At 64.7% G+C, this 23,460-nt stretch carries 26 protein-coding genes; 21 read left to right on the forward strand and 5 right to left on the reverse strand.

From position 1 onward, the window contains the following. Nucleotides 1-19: 19 nt before the first annotated feature. From kdpA to FJW07_RS18790, 6 genes are read left to right on the forward strand one after another with little or no spacing between them, the layout of a single operon-like run. A complete protein-coding gene (gene kdpA, locus FJW07_RS18765) occupies nt 20-1,723 on the forward strand; it encodes a potassium-transporting ATPase subunit KdpA (protein WP_140858137.1) in 1,704 nt (567 codons plus the stop codon). A 7-nt stretch (nt 1,724-1,730) separates the two neighbouring features. Then, nucleotides 1,731-1,961, forward strand: coding sequence for a hypothetical protein (locus tag FJW07_RS18770; protein ID WP_140647944.1), 231 nt, complete (start codon nt 1,731-1,733; stop codon nt 1,959-1,961). Beyond that, nucleotides 1,958-4,051 carry a potassium-transporting ATPase subunit KdpB gene (gene kdpB, locus FJW07_RS18775; RefSeq protein WP_140858139.1) on the forward strand — a complete coding sequence of 698 codons (2,094 nt, stop codon included), beginning with the start codon at nt 1,958-1,960 and terminating at the stop codon, nt 4,049-4,051. The genes FJW07_RS18770 and kdpB overlap by 4 nt, the downstream gene beginning before the upstream one ends. 12 nt (nt 4,052-4,063) lie before the next feature. Continuing rightward, entirely contained in the window at nt 4,064-4,627 is a 564-nt protein-coding gene (gene kdpC / locus FJW07_RS18780) for a potassium-transporting ATPase subunit KdpC (RefSeq protein ID WP_140858140.1), read from the forward strand. A 54-nt stretch (nt 4,628-4,681) separates the two neighbouring features. Next, nucleotides 4,682-7,405: a sensor histidine kinase KdpD gene (locus tag FJW07_RS18785; RefSeq protein WP_140858142.1), complete on the forward strand. Its 2,724-nt coding sequence runs from the start codon at nt 4,682-4,684 to the stop codon at nt 7,403-7,405. After that, on the forward strand, nt 7,402-8,094 hold the full coding sequence (locus tag FJW07_RS18790; protein WP_140647932.1) for a response regulator transcription factor: 693 nt from the start codon (nt 7,402-7,404) through the stop codon (nt 8,092-8,094). The genes FJW07_RS18785 and FJW07_RS18790 overlap by 4 nt, the downstream gene beginning before the upstream one ends. A gap of 251 nt (nt 8,095-8,345) precedes the next feature. On the opposite strand, the gene FJW07_RS18795 is transcribed toward FJW07_RS18790, so the two are convergent. Continuing rightward, nucleotides 8,346-8,942: an invasion associated locus B family protein gene (locus FJW07_RS18795; RefSeq protein WP_140858144.1), complete on the reverse strand. Its 597-nt coding sequence runs from the start codon at nt 8,940-8,942 to the stop codon at nt 8,346-8,348. 32 nt (nt 8,943-8,974) lie between these two features. Then, a complete protein-coding gene (locus FJW07_RS18800) occupies nt 8,975-9,343 on the reverse strand; it encodes a hypothetical protein (protein ID WP_181182676.1) in 369 nt (122 codons plus the stop codon). Nucleotides 9,344-9,403: 60 nt separating this feature from the next. Here FJW07_RS18800 and FJW07_RS18805 point away from each other — a divergent pair, with 60 nt between their 5' ends. The 9 genes from FJW07_RS18805 to FJW07_RS18850 all read left to right on the forward strand — a co-directional run bounded on the left by FJW07_RS18805 (nt 9,404) and on the right by FJW07_RS18850 (nt 15,783). Then, nucleotides 9,404-9,700: a hypothetical protein gene (locus FJW07_RS18805; RefSeq protein WP_140710245.1), complete on the forward strand. Its 297-nt coding sequence runs from the start codon at nt 9,404-9,406 to the stop codon at nt 9,698-9,700. Between the two features lie 246 nt (nt 9,701-9,946). Next, on the forward strand, nt 9,947-10,414 hold the full coding sequence (locus FJW07_RS18810) for an NUDIX hydrolase (protein ID WP_140858321.1): 468 nt from the start codon (nt 9,947-9,949) through the stop codon (nt 10,412-10,414). Nucleotides 10,415-10,599: 185 nt separating this feature from the next. Continuing rightward, nucleotides 10,600-10,923, forward strand: coding sequence for a metalloregulator ArsR/SmtB family transcription factor (locus FJW07_RS18820; protein WP_140647935.1), 324 nt, complete (start codon nt 10,600-10,602; stop codon nt 10,921-10,923). Beyond that, entirely contained in the window at nt 10,920-11,330 is a 411-nt protein-coding gene (locus FJW07_RS18825) for an SRPBCC domain-containing protein (protein ID WP_140858146.1), read from the forward strand. The genes FJW07_RS18820 and FJW07_RS18825 overlap by 4 nt, the downstream gene beginning before the upstream one ends. Before the next feature lie 78 nt (nt 11,331-11,408). Next, nucleotides 11,409-11,801 (forward strand): VOC family protein, encoded by a 393-nt coding sequence (locus tag FJW07_RS18830; protein ID WP_140858148.1) that lies wholly within the window; start codon nt 11,409-11,411, stop codon nt 11,799-11,801. Between the two features lie 39 nt (nt 11,802-11,840). Then, nucleotides 11,841-12,074 carry a hypothetical protein gene (locus tag FJW07_RS18835; RefSeq protein ID WP_140786118.1) on the forward strand — a complete coding sequence of 78 codons (234 nt, stop codon included), beginning with the start codon at nt 11,841-11,843 and terminating at the stop codon, nt 12,072-12,074. Then, a complete protein-coding gene (locus FJW07_RS18840; RefSeq protein ID WP_181182677.1) occupies nt 12,074-12,517 on the forward strand; it encodes a DUF1801 domain-containing protein in 444 nt (147 codons plus the stop codon). Before FJW07_RS18835 ends, FJW07_RS18840 begins: the two co-directional genes overlap by 1 nt. A gap of 78 nt (nt 12,518-12,595) precedes the next feature. After that, a complete protein-coding gene (locus FJW07_RS18845; protein ID WP_140858152.1) occupies nt 12,596-12,994 on the forward strand; it encodes a DUF1801 domain-containing protein in 399 nt (132 codons plus the stop codon). 302 nt (nt 12,995-13,296) lie between these two features. Next, entirely contained in the window at nt 13,297-15,783 is a 2,487-nt protein-coding gene (locus FJW07_RS18850; protein ID WP_140858154.1) for an EAL domain-containing protein, read from the forward strand. Here the strand turns inward: FJW07_RS18850 and FJW07_RS18855 are convergent. After that, nucleotides 15,780-16,340: a GNAT family N-acetyltransferase gene (locus FJW07_RS18855; RefSeq protein WP_140710228.1), complete on the reverse strand. Its 561-nt coding sequence runs from the start codon at nt 16,338-16,340 to the stop codon at nt 15,780-15,782. The genes FJW07_RS18850 and FJW07_RS18855 overlap by 4 nt on opposite strands. A gap of 188 nt (nt 16,341-16,528) precedes the next feature. On the opposite strand from FJW07_RS18855, the gene FJW07_RS18860 reads away from it, so the two are divergent. Further along, entirely contained in the window at nt 16,529-16,984 is a 456-nt protein-coding gene (locus tag FJW07_RS18860) for a DUF2214 family protein (RefSeq protein ID WP_140858156.1), read from the forward strand. Nucleotides 16,985-16,993: 9 nt separating this feature from the next. Here FJW07_RS18860 and nth read toward each other — a convergent pair whose 3' ends face one another. Then, nucleotides 16,994-17,800: an endonuclease III gene (gene nth / locus FJW07_RS18865; RefSeq protein WP_140710224.1), complete on the reverse strand. Its 807-nt coding sequence runs from the start codon at nt 17,798-17,800 to the stop codon at nt 16,994-16,996. A 22-nt stretch (nt 17,801-17,822) separates the two neighbouring features. Here nth and FJW07_RS18870 point away from each other — a divergent pair, with 22 nt between their 5' ends. Beyond that, on the forward strand, nt 17,823-18,317 hold the full coding sequence (locus tag FJW07_RS18870) for a DUF2244 domain-containing protein (RefSeq protein WP_140644552.1): 495 nt from the start codon (nt 17,823-17,825) through the stop codon (nt 18,315-18,317). Between the two features lie 84 nt (nt 18,318-18,401). Here the strand turns inward: FJW07_RS18870 and FJW07_RS18875 are convergent, their stop codons facing one another. Then, entirely contained in the window at nt 18,402-19,217 is an 816-nt protein-coding gene (locus tag FJW07_RS18875; RefSeq protein ID WP_140710222.1) for a class I SAM-dependent methyltransferase, read from the reverse strand. A gap of 114 nt (nt 19,218-19,331) precedes the next feature. On the opposite strand from FJW07_RS18875, the gene FJW07_RS18880 reads away from it, so the two are divergent. From FJW07_RS18880 to FJW07_RS18895, 4 genes are all read left to right on the forward strand, one after another. Next, the gene (locus tag FJW07_RS18880) at nt 19,332-20,237 is read left to right on the forward strand and encodes a methylated-DNA--[protein]-cysteine S-methyltransferase (protein WP_181175567.1); all 906 of its coding nucleotides are present in this window, start codon (nt 19,332-19,334) and stop codon (nt 20,235-20,237) included. A 127-nt stretch (nt 20,238-20,364) separates the two neighbouring features. Then, complete coding sequence (locus FJW07_RS18885) at nt 20,365-21,270, forward strand: ribokinase (protein ID WP_140658069.1); 906 nt, start codon at nt 20,365-20,367, stop codon at nt 21,268-21,270. Next, a complete protein-coding gene (locus FJW07_RS18890) occupies nt 21,270-22,727 on the forward strand; it encodes an amidase (protein ID WP_210239898.1) in 1,458 nt (485 codons plus the stop codon). Before FJW07_RS18885 ends, FJW07_RS18890 begins: the two co-directional genes overlap by 1 nt. Before the next feature lie 105 nt (nt 22,728-22,832). Next, nucleotides 22,833-23,447: a LysE family translocator gene (locus FJW07_RS18895; RefSeq protein WP_140858158.1), complete on the forward strand. Its 615-nt coding sequence runs from the start codon at nt 22,833-22,835 to the stop codon at nt 23,445-23,447. Nucleotides 23,448-23,460 lie beyond the last annotated feature (13 nt).

Here is a 23,460-nt window from a genome sequence, read left to right on the forward strand (position 1 = left end):
GGTACGCGGAGAGCCCATCATGACCATAAATGGCTGGATACAGATCCTCGTCTATTGCGGGATCCTGCTTTTGCTCGTGAAGCCGCTCGGCTTCTATATGTACCGCGTCTTCAGCGGCGATCGCACCTTGCTGTCGCCGGTGCTCGTCCCTATCGAGCGTGGCCTCTATCGCCTCGCCGGCACGAGCGACAGGGAAGAACAGCACTGGGCCGTCTACGCGACGGGCATGCTGCTCTTCAATCTCGCCGGCCTGCTGGTCCTTTACGCGCTGCAGCGGCTGCAGGGCGTGCTGCCCTACAATCCCGCGGGCATGACCGCGGTCGACCCGCAGCTGGCCTTCAACACCGCCGCCAGCTTCATCACCAACACCAACTGGCAGAACTATGGCGGCGAAAGCACGATGTCCTACCTCGTGCAGATGGCCGGCCTCACCGTCCAGAACTTCGTCTCGGCCGCTACCGGTATTGCCATCGCGATCGCCTTGATCCGCGGCTTCGCACGCGCCTCCGGCAAGTCGATCGGCAATTTCTGGGTCGACCTCACCCGCTGCACGCTCTACGTGCTCCTGCCGCTCTGCATCGTGCTGACGCTTGCCTATGTGTGGCTCGGCATCCCGCAGACCCTTGGGCCGTATGTCGATGCCACCACGCTGGAGGGCGCCAAGCAGACGATCGCGCTCGGGCCGGTCGCGTCGCAGGTCGCCATCAAGATGCTCGGCACCAATGGCGGCGGCTTCTTCAACGCCAACGCCGCGCATCCGTTCGAGAATCCGGACGCCATCTCCAACCTGATCCAGATGCTGTCGATCTTCGCGCTCGGCGCCGGCCTCACCAATGTCTTCGGCCGCATGGTCGGCAGTGAGCGCCAAGGCTGGGCGATCCTCGCCTCGATGGGCGTGCTGTTCCTCATCGGCGTCGCCGTCTGCTACTGGGCCGAGGCTGCCGGCAACCCGCTGGTCCATGCGCTCGGCATCGACGGCGGCAACATGGAAGGCAAGGAGACGCGCTTCGGTATCGCCGCCTCGGCGCTGTTCGCGGTCATCACCACGGCCGCCTCCTGCGGCGCCGTCAACGCCATGCACGATAGTTTCACAGCGCTCGGCGGCATGATCCCGCTGATCAACATGCAGCTCGGCGAAGTCATCGTCGGCGGTGTCGGCGCCGGCTTCTACGGCATCCTGATGTTCGTCGTCGTCGCCGTCTTCGTCGCCGGTCTGATGGTCGGCCGCACGCCGGAATATCTCGGCAAGAAGATCGAGGCCAGGGAGGTCAAGATGGCGATGCTTGCCGTCCTGTGCCTGCCGCTGGCGATGCTGATCTTCACGGCCATCGCCGTTGTCCTGCCAAGCGCGGTGGCCTCGATGGCCAATGGCGGCCCGCACGGCTTCACCGAGGTGCTCTACGCCTATACTTCGGCGGCCGCGAACAACGGCTCGGCCTTCGGCGGCCTCTCCGGCAACACGCCCTGGTATAATCTGACCATGGCGGTCGGCATGCTGATGGGCCGCTTCCTGGTCATCATCCCGGCTTTGGCCATCGCCGGCTCGCTCGCCGCCAAGAAGACCGTGCCTGCCTCCGCCGGCACCTTCCCGACCGACGGCACGCTGTTCGTCGGCCTGCTGGTCGGCGTCATCGTCATCGTCGGCGGCCTCACCTTCTTCCCGTCGCTCGCCGTCGGTCCGATCGTCGAGCATCTGGCGATGATCCATGGACAGACCTTCTGAGATGACCATGCCCCGCTTCAACGACATACGTGGCAACGACCGTCACCAGACCGGTGACGGAGCGCCCGACAACGGAAGGGACGAAAAGCCTCGTCCTTTCCCGACCCTTTCGACCTTTCTCGGCATGGCGGCCGTGCTGTTCGTGCTGTGGCTGCTGGCCATCGGCCTTCCGCGCCTTTTCCCGAAGACCGAACACCCGGCGCCGTCCAACATAACCGATACTGGAGCCCAAAAATGAGCCAGTCCAAATCCGCTGTTATCATGGATGCGCGCATCCTGGTGCCCGCCATCGGCGGCGCCTTCCGCAAACTTGATCCGCGCACACTGGTCAAGAATCCGGTGATGTTCGTCGTTGCGGTCGTCTCGCTGCTGACCACCGTGCTTTTCATCCGCGATCTGATCGCCGGCGGCGGCGATCTCGGTTTCACGCTGCAGATCATCATCTGGCTGTGGTTCACCGTGCTGTTCGCCAATTTCGCCGAGGCGGTGGCCGAGGGCCGCGGCAAGGCGCAGGCCGACTCGCTGCGCAAGGCGCGCACCGAAACCCAGGCCAAGCTGCTCACCAACGGCGACCGCAACAAATTCAAGTTGGTGCCGGGCACCAGCCTGAAGGTCGGCGATGTCGTGCTGGTCGAGGCCGGCGACATCATCCCATCCGACGGCGAGGTGATCGAAGGCGTGGCCTCGGTCAACGAAGCGGCGATCACCGGCGAATCCGCGCCCGTCATCCGCGAATCCGGCGGCGACCGTTCGGCCGTCACCGGCGGCACCCAGGTTCTGTCCGACTGGATCCGCGTGCGCATCTCAGCCGCTTCCGGCCAGACCTTCCTCGACCGCATGATCTCGCTGGTCGAGGGCGCCGAGCGCCAGAAGACGCCGAACGAGATCGCGCTCAACATCCTGCTTGTCGGCATGACGCTGATCTTCGTGCTGGCCACCGCGACCATCCCGAGCTTCGCCTCCTATTCGGGCGGCTATATCTCGGTGACGATCCTCGTTGCGCTCTTCGTGACGCTGATCCCGACCACGATCGGCGCGCTGCTGTCGGCCATCGGCATCGCCGGCATGGACCGCCTGGTGCGCTTCAACGTGCTCGCCATGTCCGGCCGCGCCGTCGAGGCCGCCGGCGACGTCGACACGCTTCTCCTCGACAAGACCGGCACCATCACGCTCGGCAACCGCCAGGCAACCGAGTTCCGTCCGGTCAAAGGCGTCACCGAGCAGGAGCTGGCCGATTCAGCACAGCTTGCATCGCTAGCCGACGAGACGCCGGAAGGCCGCTCGATCGTCGTGCTCGCCAAGGAGAAATACGCCATCCGCGCCCGCGACATGGCAACCTTGCACGCGGCCTTCGTGCCCTTCACCGCGCAGACTCGCATGAGCGGTGTCGACGTCGACGGTTCGTCGGTGCGCAAGGGCGCGGTCGATGCGGTGCTCAACCACGTCAATCAGGCGACCGTCGCCGCCCATGGCACGCGTCCGACGACCGAAAAGATCCGCGACCTGCAGGTGATCGCCGACGAGATCGCCAAGGCCGGCGGCACGCCGCTGGCGGTCGAGCGCGACGGCCGCCTGCTCGGCGTCGTCCACCTCAAGGACATCGTCAAGGGCGGCATCCGCGAGCGTTTCGCGGAGCTGCGCAAGATGGGCATCCGCACGGTGATGATCACCGGCGACAACCCGCTCACCGCGGCTGCCATCGCCGCCGAAGCCGGCGTCGACGACTTCCTCGCCCAGGCAACGCCCGAGAACAAGCTGTCGCTGATCCGCGAGGAGCAGGCCAAGGGCAAGCTGGTCGCCATGTGCGGCGACGGCACCAACGACGCGCCGGCGCTGGCCCAGGCCGATGTCGGCGTCGCCATGAACACCGGCACCGTCGCCGCGCGCGAGGCCGGCAACATGGTAGACTTGGACTCCGACCCGACCAAGCTGATCGAGATCGTCGAGATCGGCAAGGCGCTGTTGATGACGCGCGGCTCGCTGACGACCTTCTCCATCGCCAACGACGTGGCCAAGTACTTCGCCATCATCCCGGCGATGTTCGCGGTCTTCTACGTCGCGCCCGGCCAGTCCACCGGTCCGCTGCAGGCGCTCAACGTCATGCATCTGGCGACGCCGCAGAGCGCCATTCTGTCGGCCATCATCTTCAACGCGCTGATCATCATCGCGCTGATCCCGCTGTCGCTGAAAGGCGTGAAATATCGCGCCATCGGGGCGGGCTCGCTGCTCACCCGCAATCTGCTGATCTATGGCCTCGGCGGCATCGTCGTGCCGTTCGTCGGCATCAAGGCGATCGACCTGATCGTCACGGCCCTAGGCCTCGCATAAGGATTTGCCCCGATGTTCAAGCAACTTAGACCCGCCTTTGTCATGATCGTCTTCTTCACCGTGCTGACCGGCCTCGTCTATCCGATCGGCATGACCGGCATCGCCCAGGCGCTGTTTCCGAACCAGGCCAATGGCAGCCTTATCGAAAAGGATGGCAAGGTCATCGGCTCCAGCCTGATCGGCCAGGCTTTCGCCAGCGACCGCTATTTCCACGGCCGGCCGTCGGCGGCCGGTGACGGTTACAACGCCGCGTCCTCGGGCGGATCGAATCTCGGCCCTACCAACCCCAAGCTCATCGACCGCATCAAGGGTGACGCTGGGAAGCTGAAGGCCGAGAACCCGAATCAGCCGGTGCCCATGAACCTCGTCACCACCTCGGGCAGCGGCCTGGATCCCGACATCAGCCCGGAGGCCGCCTATTTCCAGGTGCCGCGCGTCGCCAAGGCCCGCGCCGTGGACGAGGCCAAGGTGAAGGCGCTGGTCGACAGCCATGTCGAGGACCGCGAGCTTGGCGTCCTCGGGGAGCCGGTGGTGAACGTGCTGGCGCTGAACCTGGCGCTGGACGAGCTGAAGTAATCCACCCGCGCCGGGGATCGACACGATCCCCGGCGCAATTCATGATTGGACCTGATGCCGGACGACAGGACCGACCCTAAGAACCGACCCTCCCCCGACGCGCTCCTCGAGCATGCCGAGCGCGAGGGCCGTGGCCGTCTGCGCATATTTCTCGGCGCCGCGCCCGGCGTCGGCAAGACCTATGAGATGCTGATGGCGGGCCGCGCCCGCCGCGCCGACGGCATCGACGTCGTGATCGGCATCGTCGAGACCCATGGCCGCAAGGAAACCCAGGCCCTGGTCGACGGCTATGAGGCGATCCCGCGCCGCCTGGTCGAGTATCGCGGCCAGACGCTCGACGAGATGGACATCGACGCCATCCTGAAGCGGCGCCCTGCGTTGGTCCTGGTCGACGAGCTTGCTCACACCAACGCGCCCGGCAGCCGGCACCCCAAACGCTATCTCGATGTGCAGGAGATCCTGGCGCAAGGCATCGACGTCTATACCACGCTCAACATCCAGCATGTCGAAAGCCTGAACGACGTCGTCGCCCAGATCACCCGCGTCCGGGTGCGCGAGACGGTTCCCGATTCCCTCATCGACGAGGCCGATGACATCGAGATCATCGACCTCACACCCGACGACCTGATCAAACGTCTGCAGGACGGCAAGGTCTATTTCCCCAACACCGCGCAGCGCGCGATCGAGAATTACTTTTCGCCGGGCAATCTGACGGCGCTGCGCGAGCTGGCCCTGCGCCGCACCGCCCAGCGCGTCGACGAGCAGCTGCTCAACCACATGCAGTCGCATGCCATTCCGGGCCCGTGGGCGGCCGGCGAGCGGGTTCTCGTCTGCGTCGACTCGCAACCTGGCGGGGCGGCCCGCATCCGCTATGCGCGCCGGCTCGCCGACCGGCTGCGCGCGCCCTGGACGGCGCTGCACGTGGACACGCCGCGGCTCGCCGGCTTGTCCGAGGAGGACAAGGACCGCCTGGCCAGGAATCTGCGCCTTGCCGAACAGCTCGGCGCCGAGATCGCCACCATTCCCGGTCAGAACGTCGCCCAGGACATCGTGCGCCACGCGACGGCGAACAACTTCACCCATATCGTCGTCGGCAGGCCGACCCGCTCGCGCTGGCGCGAGCTGATCGAGGGCTCGCTTACCTATGACCTGATCCGCAATGCCGGCGACATCAGCGTCCATGTCATTTCAGGCGCCGAGCGCGATGGCGACACACCGCCGGCACGGGTCAAGGCCGCGCCCGAGCAGAAGCCTGTCCAGATCTGGCCCTATCTGTTCTCGACGGCCTATGTCGCCGGCGCGCTAGCCGTCAGCTCGATCCTCGACCAGTTCCTCGACGTCCGCAATCTTGCCAGCGTCCTTCTTCTGGCCGTGCTGACCGCGGCCGTGACCTTCGGGCTCTGGCCGGCGCTCTATGCGTGTTTTCTCAGCGCGCTTGCCTTCAATTTCTTCTTCCTCGAGCCGCGCTACACGCTGACGATCAGGGATCCGGAAAGCATCGTCGCCTTCACGGTCTTCCTCGTCGTAGCCGTGATCGCCAGCAACCTGACCGCGCGTGTTCAGCGCCAGGCGGTTGCCGCCCGCTCGCGGGCGCGCGCCACCGAGGACATCTACTCCTTCTCCAAGAAGCTCGCCGGCGCCGGCACGCTCGACGACGTGCTGTGGGCCACCGCCTTCCAGATCGCCTCGATGCTGAAGCTCCGCGTCGTGCTGCTCCTGCCGGAAAACGGCACCATCACCGTCAAGGCCGGCTATCCGCCGGACGACACGCTGGCCGAAGCCGATATCGCGGCCGCCCGCTGGGCCTGGGAGCACAACCGTGCCGCCGGCCGCGGCGCCGACACCTTGCCTGGCGCGAAACGCCTCTATCTCCCCCTGCGGACGGGGCGCACCGCGATCGGCGTGGTCGGCCTCGACAACGACAAGCAGGGGCCCCTGCTGACGCCCGAGCAGCAGCGGCTGCTCGACGCCCTGGCCGACCAGGCAGCGGTCGCCATCGAGCGCGTCCAACTCGTCGCCGATGTCGACCGCGCCAGGCTGGCCGCCGAAGCGGACCGCTTGCGCTCGGCGCTGCTCACCTCGATCTCGCATGACTTGAAGACGCCGCTTGCCGCGATCATGGGCGCGGCCGGCACCCTGAAGGAATTCGCGCCGGCGCTGCCGGAAAACGATCGCGACGAACTTCTGGCGACGGTCGTCAGCGAAGCGGAGCGGCTGAACCGCTTCATCGCCAATCTGCTCGACATGACCAGGATCGAGTCGGGCGCGATGGAGCCAAACCACGCATTCCACTATGTCGGCGATGTCGTTGGATCGGCGCTGAACCGGGCGCGGAAGATCACCGCCGAGCACAGAATAGAAACCGACATTCCGGCCGACCTGCCGATGCTGCAGCTCGATCCCGTTCTGTTCGAGCAGGCATTGTTCAACCTCCTCGACAATGCCGCCAAATACGCCTCGCCCGGCTCGGCCATCCGGCTGCAGGCCTGGGTCGACAACGGCGCCGTCATCCTGCAGGTGATGGACGAGGGACCGGGCATTCCGCCCGACGACCTGGAGCGGATATTCGACTCCTTCTACCGCGTGCGCAAGCGCGACCAGGTGCGCGCCGGCACGGGTCTCGGCCTGTCGATCAGCCGCGGCTTCATCGAGGCGATGGGCGGCACGATCGCGGCGGCCAACCGCACCGACCGTCCGGGCGCGATCTTCATCATCCGCATGCCGGTGCCGGCTGAGTTGCCGGCGCTCGGCGCACCCCTTACGGACGACGCGGCATGACGAACCAGACCGTCTCCATCCTGGTCGTCGACGACGAACCGCCGATCCGCAAACTGCTGCGCGTCGGCCTCGGCAGCCAGGGCTACGCGGTCTCCGAGGCGCCTAACGCCAAGGCGGCGATCGAACTCATGCAGGCCGAACGGCCCGACCTTATCCTGCTCGATCTCGGCCTGCCCGGCATGACTGGCCTCGAGCTGCTCGGCAAATGGCGCGGCGACGGCCTCGACGTTCCGGTCGTCATCCTGTCCAGCCGCACCGACGAGGCCGGTATCGTCGCCGCGCTCGAGCTCGGCGCCGATGACTATGTGACCAAGCCTTTCGGCATGAACGAGCTGGTCGCGCGCATTCGCGTGGCGCTGCGCCACAAATTCCAGCAGCAGGGCGAGAAGCCGGTGTTCCACACCGGCGACCTTTCCGTCGACCTGGTGAAGCGCATCGTCAAGGTCGAGGACAAGGAAGTGAAACTGTCGCCCAAGGAATACGACATCCTGCGCATGCTCGTGCAGTATGCCGGCAAGGTGCTGACGCACCAGTTCCTGATGAAGCAGATCTGGAACGACTCCACCGACGTCCAGTATCTGAGAGTCTATGTGCGCCAGCTGCGGCAGAAGATCGAGAAGACGCCGGACCAGCCGCGCTACATCATCACCGAGACCGGCGTCGGCTACCGTCTGCGCGAGGTGGAGTAGCGAGGCAAGCCGTGGTGGTTGGCCGAAGCCTTCCAACCTCGTCATCCCTGGGCGGAGCAGCCGCGAAGCGGCGTCGCGGAAACCCTGGGATCCATTCCGTAACCTGGATTGTAGAGCGCAGCGGTGCAGAATTCTGCACCGTGGGCGGCGCTCCTATGTCACGGAATGGATCCTCGGGTCTGCGCCGCGTCGCTTCGCTCCTTGCTTCGCCCGTGGATGACGAAGCGTTCAGCCGGCCGGTCTCTGACAAACTAGTCCGCCGACAGGTCCGCCGTCCGCGCCAGCGCGCTGCCGAAGCCGTTGAGCGAGATGGTGAAGGAGATCGGCTGCGTCGTGTCGGCCGCCGTGGCGTTGATCTTCAGCGTGGTCCCGTTCTGCAAGAGCGGCGTGGTATCGGCATCGAACGTCACCGGCACCAGGCAGCCGACCGCCTGGCAGGTGTTGAATTGCAGCGTCCCGTCCAGCTTCTTGTCGTCGATCTCGAGCGAAATGCCGTTGGCCAGGGCAAGCCCGAAGGGCAGCGCCAGCGTTCCGGCGGCGTCCTGGCCTGTCTTGGTCGTCAATTCGATCGCCAGCAGCCGCTGGCCGCTCTGCTTGTTGAACTGCTGATGCGACAGGCTGCAGACCTTGCTGGTGCCGGTGACCTGGCAATTGACCGTCCAGTCGCCATGCGTTTCCGACAGCGCCGAGGCGCCGCCCGGCAGTTGCGGCTTGGCCGCTGCGTCGGCGGGCTGGGCCGCTGGCGCCACCTTGTCGCCCTTGTTCTGCGCGGCAAATCCCGCCGCCGGCACACCGGCAATGCAGGCGGCTGCCAGCACCGCCGCGAGATACGCGTACTTCGTCCTCATGACTTCCCTTCTTGGCCGCCGCCCCGCGTCAGCTAGAAGCTGACCTTGAGAGACGCGCTGACCGCATTCTGCTTGACCGTTTCCCCGAAGGCGCCGTTGTACCTGACCGCCAGACCAACGCCGTTGACGCCATTGAGCTCCAGCCCGGCGCCGACCCGATAGAGCGGCGAATCGATGGCTTCCGTCAAGTGCAATGCCGGGTTGCCGGGCAGATTCTCGGCGGCGGCGAAACGCCCCTCGATCGCCCACTGCTTGGTGGAGAATTCGACGCCGGCCTTTCCGTAGATGCGGAAGCTGGCGATGTCGCTGACCGGGATGTCGGCCCCGACCTCCAGCGCCGGCGTCACGGCATAGCCAATCGCCCGGCTTCCGTGGGCCGCATCACGTTTCGCAGTGCCCATGGCGTTATTGGCCGCCCGCACTATATGAAGTGCATGGTTTTTCCTATGGGAGCCGTGCGGATGCTTCGTCACATTCAGGCTGTTCTGGCAGGCGCCGTGCTGGCGGCCGCGATTTCTCAGGTTGCGGCGTCTCATGCGCAGATCGTCATCCCGACGAATCGCGACGCATTGGTGCAGCAGAACCAGCTGCAGCAGTTGCAGAACCGCTTGCAGCGGCAGCAATACCAGCAGCAACAGCAATTGTATCGCGAGCTTGACCGGCAGAGCGCGCCCAAGCCCAAGCCCGATGTGCCGGTATATGACAAGACCTGTCGGATGGAAGCGGTCGGCAACACGATTTCACGGGTTTGCCGCTGACATTTTGTTTTTTTCAGTTTATTAGCCGACTTACTTGCTGGCAAATTGCCGGATTGCAGGGCGGTGGTTCTAGAGCAGTTCCAGGAAAAGTGTGACACGGTTTTCCGTCGGAATTGCGTCAAAACTAAAGAGATAGAGCGGTTCGTCGTTTCCGTGAAACGGTGAAACGCTCTAGGGTTTGCAGGAGGACAGGTTTTTGCCGCGCGAGAGCGTATGGCAGGGATGCTGCTCTCACCGGAATTTGGGATGGCAACAACCAAGAAGAAAGCAGTTCGCAGAGCCAAGAAAGGCCAACGGATCCGCCAGGTGGCGGCCATTCCGTATCGCTTGCGGGAAGACGGCAACCTGGAAGTGTTGCTGGTCACCTCACGCACCACACGGCGCTTCATTGTGCCAAAGGGTTGGCCGATGAAGGGCAAGAGCGGGCGCAAGGCGGCAACGATCGAAGCCCAGGAAGAAGCAGGCGTTCTCGGCAGGACGCTGAAGCAGCCTGCCGGCACCTATTCCTATTGGAAACGCATGACCAATGGCTTCATTCGCGTGGACGTCGCGGTCTATTTGCTCGAGGTCACCGAGGAGCTTGCCGACTGGCAGGAAGCCGCGAACCGGCAGCGTGCATGGCTTCCAGCAGCCGACGCCGCCCTGCTCATCGACGAACCGGAGCTTTCGACGCTGCTTAGGGATCTGACCGTTCCGGTGGTCGATCCGGCATAAAGCAACCATCCTATTCGGTGTCGTTCGGGAAAGGTCGTGCCGGCGTGTCGGTATAGGCCCAAAGCCATTCCCTGGGCAGCGGCCCCTTTGTTGCGGTCGCTTTGCTGCGGCTGGCGATTCGCTGCTTGACTCATACATATCCCAGTGGTTATACGTAATCAATAGCCAACGGGTTATTGATTGAGATGTCGGCCTCGCACGATATACTGTTCAGGACGCTTGCCGATCCGACACGGCGCGCCATCTTCGAACGTCTCTGCCGCCAGGGCGAGCAGACGGTCGGTGCCCTGACCGCGCAGGCCGGCGTATCGCAGCCGGCGGTGTCGAAGCATCTCGGCGTCCTCAAGGAGGCGGGCCTGGTGCGCGACCGCCATGAGGGCCGCCAGACCCATTACAGCGCCCAGCTCAAGGCGCTGGCGCCGTTGATGGACTGGACGCGCGACATGGCGGGGTTTTGGGAAAGCCGGTTCGACGATCTGGAGGAACTGCTCAAAAGGATGGATCAATGAATGAAGTGCCGGCCGCAACGCGCTCCGTCATCGTCGAGCGCGAGATACCTTTTCCGCCGGAAAAGATCTGGCGCGCGCTCACCCAACCGCATCTCATCGAGGAGTGGCTGATGAAGAACAGCTTCAAGCCGGTCGTGGACCATCGCTTCAGTCTGAGCGCGGAATGGGGAGGCGTCGACTGCCAGGTGCGGACGGTCGAGCCCAACAGGACCCTGTCCTACAGCTGGGACACCAAGGACCTCGAGAGCGTCGTCACCTGGACGCTCACCCCGACTGGCACGGGCACGCATCTGCGCATGGAGCAGGTCGGCTTCCGCACCGATCAGGAGCCGTACTACCGCGGCGCCACGGTGGGCTGGAAGCGCAACTTCACCGCCCTGGAGCAGCTGCTTTCGCGGATCGATTGAAGTCCGCCGAAGCTTCAAAAGACAGACACGGTCCTGGCGGGGCGGCAAACCGCGGGCGCAAGCAATGGAGACACGACAATGAAGATCAAGCTGACCAGCATCTATGTCGACGACCAGGAAAAGGCTCTTCGTTTCTACACCGACGTCCTGGGCTTCACCAAGAAGGCCGACTTCACCAACGGGCCTTTTCGCTGGCTGACAGTCACCTCGCCTGACGATCCGGACGGCACTGAACTGCAGCTGGCCCTCAACGACAATCCGGCGGCAAAGACTTATCAGCAGGCCATCTTCAGGCAGGGCCAGCCGGCGCTGATGCTGTTCACCGACGACATCAAGAGCGACCATGAGCGCATCAAGGCCAATGGCGGCAGCTTTGCCATGGCGCCGACCGCGGTGACCGGCGCGACCATCGCCCAGCTCAACGACACCTGCGGCAACCTCATTCAGCTTTCGCAGCTGGCGCGCTGGTAGGCAGCTCGATCCGTATCGTCATTTGCAAGGGAGGTTAGATTGAACTGGAGCAAATGGATCAGGCAGCTTCACCGCTGGCTGTCGATCATCTTCACCGTCACCGTCATTGCCAATTTCGCCGCCATGGCCATGGGCCCACCGCCCGCCTGGATCGTCTATTCGCCGTTGATCCCGCTTTTCCTGCTGCTGTTCAGCGGGCTCTACATGTTCGTGCTGCCCTATGCCGTCAGATGGCGCAGCGAGCAGACGAGCGAGCGAACGGGATCGGCCTGATGGCGAAGGCAAAAGCAAAGGTTGCGCGATCCGTGGACGCGGAACCTGTCCTGCTTTCAGGCGGCAACCCGCAGATCGCCAAGGGCTTTGGCGATGCTTCCGTGCAGGCCTATATCGCGGCGATGCCGGGCTGGAAGAGCGAGGTCGGGCACCGGCTCGACCAGCTCATCGTTGAGGCCGTTCCCAACGTGCAGAAGGCCGTCAAATGGAACTCTCCCTTCTACGGAATGGAAGGCGAAGGCTGGTTCCTCGGCGTCCACTGCTTCGCCAGATACATCAAGGTGGCCTTCTTCCGCGGCCTGTCGCTGGAACCCGTGCCGCCTGTCGAATCCAAGAGCAGGGACACGCGCTATTTCCACATCCATGAGAGCGACCGGCTCGACGAGGAGCAATTCATTTCCTGGGTGAAGCAGGCCAGCCAGTTGCCCGGCGAACGGATGTAAGCGCACGAAAGATCAAGCGTCGCCTCCCTGAAAAGGCCATGGTGGCGATCTCTTATCCAGCCCGAAGGAGAACCGGATATGCAAGAAGGCAGCGCGCAGGACGACAAGTCCGCATCCGAGCTGATCGACGGAAGGATCAAGGAACTCGGCGACTGGCGCGGCGAGACGCTTGCCCGGCTCCGCACCCTGATCAGGCAAGCCGCGCCGGAAGCCGTAGAGACATGGAAATGGCGCGGCGTGCCGGTCTGGGAGGATGCCGGCATCATCTGCACCGGCGAGACCTACAAGGCCGTCGTCAAGCTGACCTTCGCCAAAGGCGCGGCGCTGTCCGATCCCAAGAAGCTCTTCAACTCCAGCCTCGAAGGCAACACCAGGCGCGCCATCGATTTCAAGGAAGGCGACGCGGTCGACGCCGATGCCCTGAAGGCGCTCGTCCGCGAGGCCGTGGCCCTCAACAAATCCAAGACCAAGCGCTGAGACGCGGCTGCCGCGCAGCGCTATCGGATTGATGTTGCCGGCTTTTTCTTCCGGGTCCCCGCACTCTGGATCGACACTATGCACAAAATATCGGCATCAAGCGGCGTACGCATCCTTTTGTTGCTGAGCAACAACTCATAAAACAAATACTGAACAAATTTATCGGCTGTTAAGCCAGGCACGCTATCTGGATTGATGTCGCCAGTAACCGGACGACATGTGGGGAAAAACATCGTCTCAACCGGCGGATGAGCCAGTCGGACAGACACCGAGGGAGCCCGCGCACGCTCCATGGGAATGGGATGAAGCTGTCATCGACCGATGCCGCCCCGCGTCTCATCGGGCTGGTCTGGCCTTTCGTCGCGGTCGTCCTGATCCAGGCACTGGTTGCGACGCTTAGCCTCCACACGCTGTCAGCTGTCCGCGCCTATGTCGGCGGCGAAAGCCAATGGTCGAAGGGACAGAAGCACGCCATCTATTTCCTCAGCCTTTATGCCGACACCGGCCGGGGAGAGTATTTCAGCGAATATCGTCAAGCCATCGCCGTGCCGCTGGCCGATCGCGCCGCGCGGCTTGCGCTCGAACAGGCCGAGCCCGACGCGAATGCGGCCAGGCTCGGCTTTCTTGGCGGCAACAACCATCCCGACGATGTCGCCGGCATGATCTGGCTGTTCCGGAATTTTCGCGCCGTGAGCTATCTCGACATCGCCATCCGCCACTGGGCTACGGCCGACGAAATGATCCTCGCCATCGAAAGCCTTGGCGACGACATGCATCGCAGGCTCGAGAACGGACCGGCCTCGACGGCCGAGATCAGTCTCTGGAAGGCGCAAATCCACCAGCTCGATCTCCGGATTGGGCCACTCTCCAAAGCCTTTTCCGACAGTCTGGGTAAGGGATCGCGCTTCATCAAGATGGCGCTGACGGCCGCCAATCTCGCCACCGCCGCACTGCTTATCCTGCTTGCCGTCTGGCGCACGCGCAAGCTGATGAAGCAGCGCCAGGCCTTCCAGAACGCTCTCAATGCCGAGCGCGAGCGTGCCCAGATCACATTGGCTTCGATCGGCCAAGCCGTCATCAGCACCGATGCCGAGGGGCGGCTGGACTATATGAATACCGGAGCGGAAAGGCTGCTTGCCTGTTCGCTGGCCGCCGCCAAGGGCAAGCCGGTCGCCTCATTGTTCCGGCTCGTCGACAAGGACAGCGGCGTCGAGGAGACCGATCTGGTCCCGCGCCCGCTGGCGGGCGAGCCGCGCCGCTCCAATGTGCGCCCGCAGCTTCTGGAGCGTCCCGACGGTTCGGTCGTACCGGTGGCGCTGAACGGTGCTCCGCTGATCGTCTCCGGCACGATCCTGGGGTGCGTCCTTGCCCTGCACGACATGACACGTGAGCAGGACTATATCGAGCGGCTGTCGTGGCAGGCATCGCATGATGCGCTGACCGGTCTCGTCAACCGCCGCGACTTCGAGAACCGTCTGGCGAGCGCGATCTCCGAAGCGCCGGAAAGGCCGCGCCGGCACGCGCTGATGTATCTCGACCTCGATCAGTTCAAACTGGTCAACGATACCTGCGGCCATGCCGCCGGCGACCAGCTGCTGCGCCAGATCTCGGTCCTGCTCGCCAATGAGCTGCCGCCCGGCGACATCCTGGCGAGGCTGGGCGGCGACGAGTTCGGCGTGCTGCTCTTCGATTGCGATACCGACTGTGCCGCCGCCACCGCCGAACGGTTGCGCGCGACGGTCCAGGATCTGCACTTTTCCTGGGAAGGTCGTCCCTTCAACACCAGCGTCAGCATCGGCATGGTCGAAGTCGCCAATGTCGGCATGACGCTGGAGGAGGTGCTGCGCGCCGCCGATGTCGCCTGCTACATGGCCAAGGAAAAGGGCCGCAACCGCGTCCAGATCCACAGCGACGGCGACACGGCGTTGCGCGAGCGCTTCGGCGAGATGGCCTGGGTGCAGCGCCTGCATGCCGCACTGGACGAGAACCGCTTCAGGCTGCATGCGCAGGAGATCGCGCCGCTGCGGGACGATATTGCCGAGCCAGGCGCGCATATCGAAATCCTGCTCAGGCTGACCGACGACGACGGCAGCTTCGTCACCCCGCAGAGCTTCATTCCGGCGGCGGAGCGCTACGGATTGATGCCCGCGATCGATCGCTGGGTGGTGCGCAACGCTTTCGCCACATTGGCGGCCAGACGCGCCGATCCGCGCGCGACGCCGATATCCACCTGCGCGATCAATCTCTCCGGCGCCACGTTCGGCGACGAAACGTTTCTCGGCTTCATGCGCGAGCAGTTCGCCGCGCACGCCATTGCGCCCGAAACGATCTGCCTGGAGATCACCGAAACCAGCGCCATCGCCAATCTGACCGAGGCCATGCGTTTCATCGCCGACCTGCGCGGGCTGGGCTGCCGCTTCGCGCTCGACGATTTCGGCTCCGGCATGTCGTCCTTCGCCTATCTGAAGCATTTGCCGGTCGATTACCTCAAGATCGACGGCGGCTTCGTCAAGGACATGCTCGACGACCGCATCGATCGCGCGATGGTCGAGATGATCCATCATATCGGCAAGGTGACCGGAAAACGCACCATCGCCGAATTCGTCGAAAGCGACGGCATCGTCGAAGCCTTGAAAGCGATCGGCGTCGATTACGCACAGGGCTATGCGATCGCGCGACCCCAGCCATTCGATGCGGTCACGGTCCTGCACGGCGGGCACACGGCACAGGGTGCGGTGACGGATGCCTGGGACACGCTGGCCAAGACCCTGCGCCGCAAAGCTGGTTAGGCCTTGGCGCCGCTCGATCCGGCCGGCCTCTCCAACAGGATCGTCGGCTTTTCGTGATAGGTGGTGCGCAGGATTTCGCGATAGCCGTTCTTCTCGGCCACCTTGAGCGACGCGCCGTTTTCCGGATCGATGATGCAGACGGTTCTCGCCTGCCCCAACGCCTCGTCGCTCCAGGCGACGATCCGCCCGACGACTTCGCTTGCAAGCCCCTGGCCATGCGCCTCTGAGGCCAGCGCCCAGCCTGCCTCCGGCACGCCTTCGATTGACGGCTCGATCTCACGCTTCAGATCGTGGAACCCGGCCTCGCCGATGAAGCGCTTCGTCTCCTTGTCCTCGATCGCCCAGAAACCGTAGCCGATCAGCGACCACAGGCCGGCATGGCGCAGGAAGCGCATCCAGCTCTCCTCGCGCGTGCGCGGCTTGCCGCCGATGAAACGGGTGACGGCGGGCTCCGCCCACATGACGGCATAGGTTTCAAAATCGTCCAGCCTGTGCGGCCGCAAAACGGTGCGCGCTGTTTCGAGAAGCGGCACGCCGGCTTCCGTCCTGATGCTCATGGCATTGCCCTCCATCGACGCGACAGCGCTTAGCAAAACAGCACGCTCGATCAAGAGCCAGGCCAATGCGTTGGCTCTTCCAGCCATAACGGCCATGGCACGGCTGCATCGCTATGGGCTTTTCGCCCGGCGATGCTAGTTTGCGCGCGAAGCCGACCCAAAAGCGCAAGTCTACCGAAGGAAGAACCATGGACACCACAGACCTGTTGCTGGCGATCGCGCATCACCTTCTGGTGTTCTCGCTGGCCGGCATCATCGGCGCGGAGTTCGTGCTGGTGCGCGGCGATCTGGCGGCGGCGACGCTGAAGCGCCTTGCCGGCATCGACCGCCACTACGGCATCGTCGCCGCGCTCATCGTCATCGTCGGCGTCTGCCGGGTGTTCTTCGGTCTGAAAGGCTGGGAATTCTACGTCTACAATTGGATGTTCTGGGCAAAGATGGCGGCCTTCGCCATCGTCGGCCTGCTGTCGATCGTGCCGACCATGCGCTTCCTCTCCTGGAACAAGCAGGCGAGCGGCAATCCGTCTTTCGCGGTGCCGGCGGCGGAATTGGCCTCGGTGAAGAACTATGTCCGCGCCGAGGGCTTCATCTTCCTGCTCATTCCGGTTTTTGCCGCGGCCATGGCGCGCGGCTACGGTTATTAGAACACCGCTTTAGGCCTCGGCCGGAAACGTCTCGTCCAGCGGCGCGATCGGCACCAGCGGGGCCGGCACGTCGGTGGTCTTTTCCTTGGACTTGCAGATATCGGCGATGACGCAGGCCGGGCAATCGGGCTTGCGCGCCTTGCAGACATAGCGGCCGTGCAGGATCAACCAGTGATGCGCATGGCGCATGAATTCAGCCGGGATGACCTTGAGCAGCCCTTCTTCGACCTGCTCCGGCGTCTTGCCCGGTGCCAGCCCGATCCGGTTGCCGATGCGGAAGATATGCGTGTCGACCGCCATGGTGTGCTCGCCGAAGGCGACGTTGAGCACGACATTGGCGGTCTTGCGTCCGACGCCCGGCAGCTTCACCAGCTCGTCGCGATCCTGCGGCACCTGGCCCGCATGGTCGTCGATCAGCGCCTTCGACAGCGCGATCACGTTCTTCGCCTTGTTGCGCCACAGACCGATGGTGCGGATGTAATCGCCGACCTTGGCCTCGCCCAGCGCCAGCATCTTGGCCGGCGTGTCGGCCGCCGCGAACAGCGCCTTCGTCGCCTTGTTGACGCCGGCGTCCGTCGCTTGCGCGGACAGCACCACCGCGACCAGCAGCGTGAAGGCGTTGACATAGTCGAGCTCGCCTTTCGGCTCAGGCCGCTGCACGGAAAAGCGCCGGAAGATCTCATGCACCTCGGCGGGGCTATAGAGCGACCGCGAGCCGGCCTTTCGCGGCCGCCGACCAGGCGCCCGGCTGCCACCGGCAGTGGAGGGTTGAGACTTTTTGACAGCTACGGATTTTTTCGACTTGGGAGGCGCCATTTCCTTCCTATAATATTCCCTCATGAGCGACACAAACGCCTCGTTCCAGGCCGACGAGCCATTTTTCCAGGCCTTGCTGACGCCGCACCGCTCGCTCGGCCGCACCGGCTTCCTGATCCTGATGGGAGCGCTTCTGTTCGGCTGGGCGGTCACCGGCGCCTTCTTCCTGGCGCACGGCGCCTGGCCGGTGTTCGGCTTCTTCGGCCTCGACGTGATCGCCGTCTACATCGCCTTCCGCGCCAATTACCGGGCCGCGCGCGCCCGCGAGGAAATCTCGGTCTCGCGCACCAGTCTCGACATTCGCAAGACAGCGCCGTCCGGTCGTTCGGAAGCGCATCATTTCAATCCGTTCTGGACGCGGTTTTCGATCGCCCGCCACAGCGAGATCGGCATCACCAAGATGGCCGTCGAAGCGCAGGGCAAGAGCGTGGCGATCGGCGGCTTCCTCAATCCCGACGATCGCGAGAGTTTTGCCACCGCCTTCTCGCGCGCGCTGGCGACCGCCAAGACACGCTGAGCACGATCCCGAACCGAAGATCCGCGTCAGCGAAAAGTGGACGCCGGTTTTCGGACAAGATCATGCTCGGAGCAAACAAGCCTTTCAGAACCGGTAGCGCAACAGCCTGCCGACCTTGCGCATCGCTGGGATGAGCTTCCAGAGACCGACGAACAGACGCGCCGACCAGCCCAGGCGCGCCCCTTGCTCCGGCTTGTAGGATGGGATCTCGCCGATGAAGCGAAGTTTGGGCACCGCCCGCTCCAATTCGCGCGGATCCTCTATGGCCCAATGAACTTCGGCGCCGGTCGCCTTGATGGCCGGATTGAGGCGCATCAGCTTCAGGCCGAACCGGCTATAGGCGTCGAACATCAACTCGCCGCCGGCAAGATGCGAGACAAGCCGCGCAAGCAGCCGCGGTCCCTCCTCGGCTGGAAGATAGGGTGTCAGCCCCTCGGCCGCCACGATCGCCAGGCGATTGCGGGGCACCGCGGCCAGCCAGCCCGGTTCGGTCACCGAGGAAGCGATCAGATGGTAACGGTCCCTGGACGGATAGAGCCTGCGCCTGAGCTCGACGACGTCCGGATAGTCGACGTCGAACCAGTCGACGCCTTGCGGCGGGTCGACGCGAAATATCCGCGTATCGAGCCCGCATCCCAGATGCAGCACGATCGCGTCCGGATATCTTGCGAGGAAATCCGCGACGCAGACGTCCAGTGTCTTCGCCCTGATTGCAAATCCCAGCCCGAGATTGCCGTCGACCTTGAGCCTTGCGAAATCATAGTCGATCTTGCGCACCGCCTCGTCGGCGAAGCGATCCTGAAGCAATGAATTGGGCAGCCGGCTCTCCAGCGCCTTGCCGTAGAGCGTCATCAGCAAGGTTTCCCTTGCCCCGGTCATATCGACCTTTTCGCCGGCCATGATCGTCCTTTTCGGCCCGAAGCTCACTCTATCTGGGTGTGGATGGCAGGAAGGCAAGTTTCGGGTGGAGGCAAAGTTCTGGAAGGCCGATATTCGGGACAAGGAGATATTGCCATGAACGCTCAGATGACCATGAATACCCGCATGAAACCGACCGCGATCCTCCAGAACGACATCACGCCGGAAGGCAGCGACTACGAGGTCGTGCGCCGCGCCATCGAGAAGATCAGCCTCGACTATCGCGACCAGCCCTCGCTCGAGGTCCTGGCCGAAGAGGTCGGCGAGACGCCCACCGGCCTGCAGAAACTCTTCACCCGCTGGGCCGGCCTATCGCCCAAGGCCTTCCTGCAGGCGGTGACGCTCGACCATGCGCGCAGGCTGCTCGATTCCGGCATGCCGCTGCTGGAGACCTCGTTCGAGCTCGGCATGTCCGGTCCCGGCCGGCTGCACGACCTCTTCGTCACCCATGAGGCGATGTCGCCCGGCGACTACAAGACCCGGGGCGCGGGCCTCACCATCCGCTACGGCTACCACATCTCGCCTTTCGGCATTGCGCTGATCATGGTCACCGACCGAGGTCTCGCGGGCCTCGCCTTCTGTGACGCCGGCGGCGAGCGGGCGGCCTTCGCCGACATGTCCGGCCGCTGGCCGAACGCGACTTACGTCGAGGACATGTCGGCCACCCAGGCTTACGCCGCGCGGGTCTTCGACCCGACGCAATGGCGCGCCGACCAGCCGCTGCGCGTGGTGATGATCGGCACCGATTTCCAGCTTCGCGTCTGGGAAGCGTTGCTGCGCATCCCGATGGGCAGGGCCTGCACCTATTCCTCGATCGCGGCAAGCATCGGCGCACCCAGCGCCAGCCGGGCCGTGGGCGCGGCCGTGGGCGCCAACCCGATGTCCTTCGTGGTGCCCTGCCACCGGGCGTTGGGCAAGTCCGGCGCGCTCACCGGCTATCACTGGGGGCTGACGCGCAAACGCGCCATCCTCGGCTGGGAAGCGGGGCAAGTAGCGTCGTGAAGTCGACGGCCAAGGCCCTGTGGAGATCTTCCTAGCACTTTGATTTTGCGCATGATCCTTTCTAAAATCGGTTCCGATTTTCAGGGGCATGCGTTAGCCTCCCGCGCAACCAGCGGGAGGCACTTTCTTGATTATCGTTGTCGGCTCTATCAACCTCGACCTCATCGCCAATGTCGACCGCTTGCCGGCGCCCGGCGAGACGGTGCGCGGTTCCGGCTTCGCCACCGCGCCCGGCGGCAAGGGCGCCAACCAGGCCCTGGCCGCGGCGCGCGCCGGCGCGCAAGTGCGCATGGTAGGCGCGGTCGGCAAGGATAGCTTTGCCGCCGAGGCGCTCGCCCTTCTCAAGGCCGGCAATGTCGATCTGTCCGGTGTCGGCCAGAGCTTCGCCTCCACCGGCACGGCGTTGATCCTGGTCGGCGCTGATGGAGAGAACGTCATCGCCGTCGTGCCGGGCGCCAATGATTCGGTGGTGCCGGGCGATATCGCCAAGGCCTTCCTCAAAAAGGGCGACGTCGTGCTCTTGCAGCATGAGATCCCGCTGCAGGCGGTCGACGCCACACTCGACGCGGCGCGCGCGGCGGGCGCTGTCAGCGTGCTCAACACCGCCCCTTTCCGTGCCGAGGCCGCCGGCTTCGTCGGCAAGGCCGATTATGCCGTCGCCAACGAAACCGAGTTCGATCTCTATGGCGAGGCGCTGGCGCTTTCGGGGCGCGATCGCCCTGCCCGCATGCGCGACTATGCCAAGAAGACAGGCCGCGCCATCGTCGTCACGCTCGGTGGCGACGGAGTGCTGGCCGCCACGCCGGACGATTTCCTCACCGTTCCGGCGCTGAAGATCACGCCGGTCGACACGGTCGGCGCGGGCGACACCTTCTGCGGTTATTTCGGCGCCGGCCTGTCGTCCGGCCTGCCGCTTCAGGAGGCGCTCACCCGCGCCGCCGCGGCTGGCTCGCTCGCCTGCCTGAAACCCGGCGCGCAGCCGGCAATTCCACCGGCAAAGGATGTCGACGCCGCCTTGGCGGCGGCGCGGTAATGGCCATGCGTCCCGTCACCAAGCACGCAGTGCCGCCGGCCGGCGATATCTGCCGCCTCCCCGCTGTCGAGCTTGCAGGGAAGATCAGGCAGCGCCATTTGTCGGCGCGCGAGGTGGCCGGCGCTTTCCTCGACCGCATCGAGGCGGTGAACCCGCTGGTCAACGCCGTCGTTTCGCTGCGCGAGCGCGCCGATATCCTGGCCGAGGCCGACAGGGCCGATGCTCATCTGGCCCGCGGCGGCGAGGCCGGAGCGCTCTTCGGCCTGCCGATCGCCATCAAGGACCTCGCCCTGACCAAGGAGCTCAGAACCACCTTCGGCTCGCCGATCTTCGCCGATTTCATCCCCGACGTGGACGATTTCTTCGTCGAGCGCGTCCGCAAGGCCGGCGCCATCATCATCGGCAAGACCAATGTCCCGGAATTCGGGCTGGGCTCCAACACCTACAATCCGGTCTTCGGGCCGACGCTCAACGCCTTCGACCCGGCGCTGACCGCCGGCGGCTCGAGCGGCGGCGCGGCCGTGGCGCTGGCGCTCGACATGGTCCCGGTCGCCGATGGCAGCGACTTCGGCGGCTCGCTGCGCAATCCGGCAGCCTACAACAATGTCTACGGCTTCCGTCCCTCGCAGGGCCTTGTGCCTGCAGGCCCGGACTTCGATGTCTTCCATTCGCAGATGGGCGTCGAAGGCCCGATGGGCCGCAACATTCGCGACATCGCGCTTTTGCTCGACGAACAGGCCGGCTATCACCCGCACGCGCCGCTGTCATATGCCAAGGAGGGTTCGTTCCTCGACGGCTTCGGCGCGAAAGCGTCCGGCGGCCGCATCGCCTGGCTGGGCGACCTCGGCGGCCATCTGCCGACGGAACCGGGCGTGCTCGACCTTTGCGAGGCCGCGCTTGCCCGCTTCGCCGCTGCATCCTTCCGCAGCGAGGCCCTGGTTCCGGATGTCGATTTCGAGGGGCTCTGGCAGGCCTTTGTCATCTTGCGCCAGGCGAGCAGCGGCTGCGGGCTGAAGGCGCACTACGACGACCCGGCAAAACGCAAACTTCTGAAGCCCGAGGCTGTCTGGGAAGTGGAGCAGGCGATGGGCCTGACCGCGCCGCAGGTCCATGCCGCCAGCGTCCGGCGCACCTCGTGGCACCGAACGCTGCTTTCGCTGTTCGAGCGTTTCGACCTGATCGCGCTGCCGACCGCGCAGGTCTTCCCGTTCGACGTCACGACCCACTGGCCGCGCGAGGTCGCGGGACGACCCATGGACAGCTATCACCGCTGGATGCAGGTCTCCGCCTTCGCCACCCTGGGCGGCTGCCCGGCGCTTAGCGTCCCGGCGGGGTTCGACGAGAAAGGCCGACCCATGGGCATGCAGTTGATCGGCCGCCCACGCGGCGACCTCGCTGTGCTCAAGGCCGGCGCCGCCTATGAGGCGATATTGCCGTGGACGGCGGGCGCCTGCTGAGCAGCCTCTGAATCGGGCAAGTCGGCACCGCTTGCGCCAACAGTGACGCCGTGCATTGATCCAGCAGCCACCGCCGCATCACCTCTGTCGGTCCAAGGAAAGACCATGTCGCTGGAACTTTACGCAACCTATGTCGTTGCCTGCATCGTCATCATCCTGGTGCCCGGTCCGACGGTGACGCTGATCATCGCCAACAGCATCCGCCACGGCTCGCGCGCGGGCCTGGCCAACGTCGCCGGCACCCAGGCCGGGCTCGCGATCATGATCGCCATCGTCGGCATCGGCCTCAACACGCTGATCGCCGGCATGGGCCACTGGTTCGAGTGGGTGCGGCTGATCGGCGCCGCCTATCTGATCTGGATGGGCGTGCAGATGTTCCGCTCCAAGGGCCCGCTCAATCCCGACGGAACGGCGAGAAAACCGCGCGGCGGCTTCTTCCTGCAGGGTTTTCTGGTGGCGATCAGCAATCCGAAGACCTTGGTCTTCTTCGGCGCCTTCTTCCCGCAGTTCATCGCGCCGCAGGGCAATTACACGCTACAGATCGTCGTGATGGGCCTGACCGCGATGATCTTCGCCGCCATGTCGGATTCGACCTACGCGCTTGCCGCGGGCCGCGCCGGGCGCGTTCTGTCGGCCAGCCGCGTCAAGCTGATGTCGCGCATCAGCGGAAGCTTCCTGGTCGGCGGCGGGCTATGGCTGGCGTTCTCGAAGGCGAAGTGAGCGACGGACCTAC

Source organism: Mesorhizobium sp. B3-1-9 (assembly GCF_006439595.1).
Classification (GTDB): Bacteria; Pseudomonadota; Alphaproteobacteria; order Rhizobiales; family Rhizobiaceae; genus Mesorhizobium.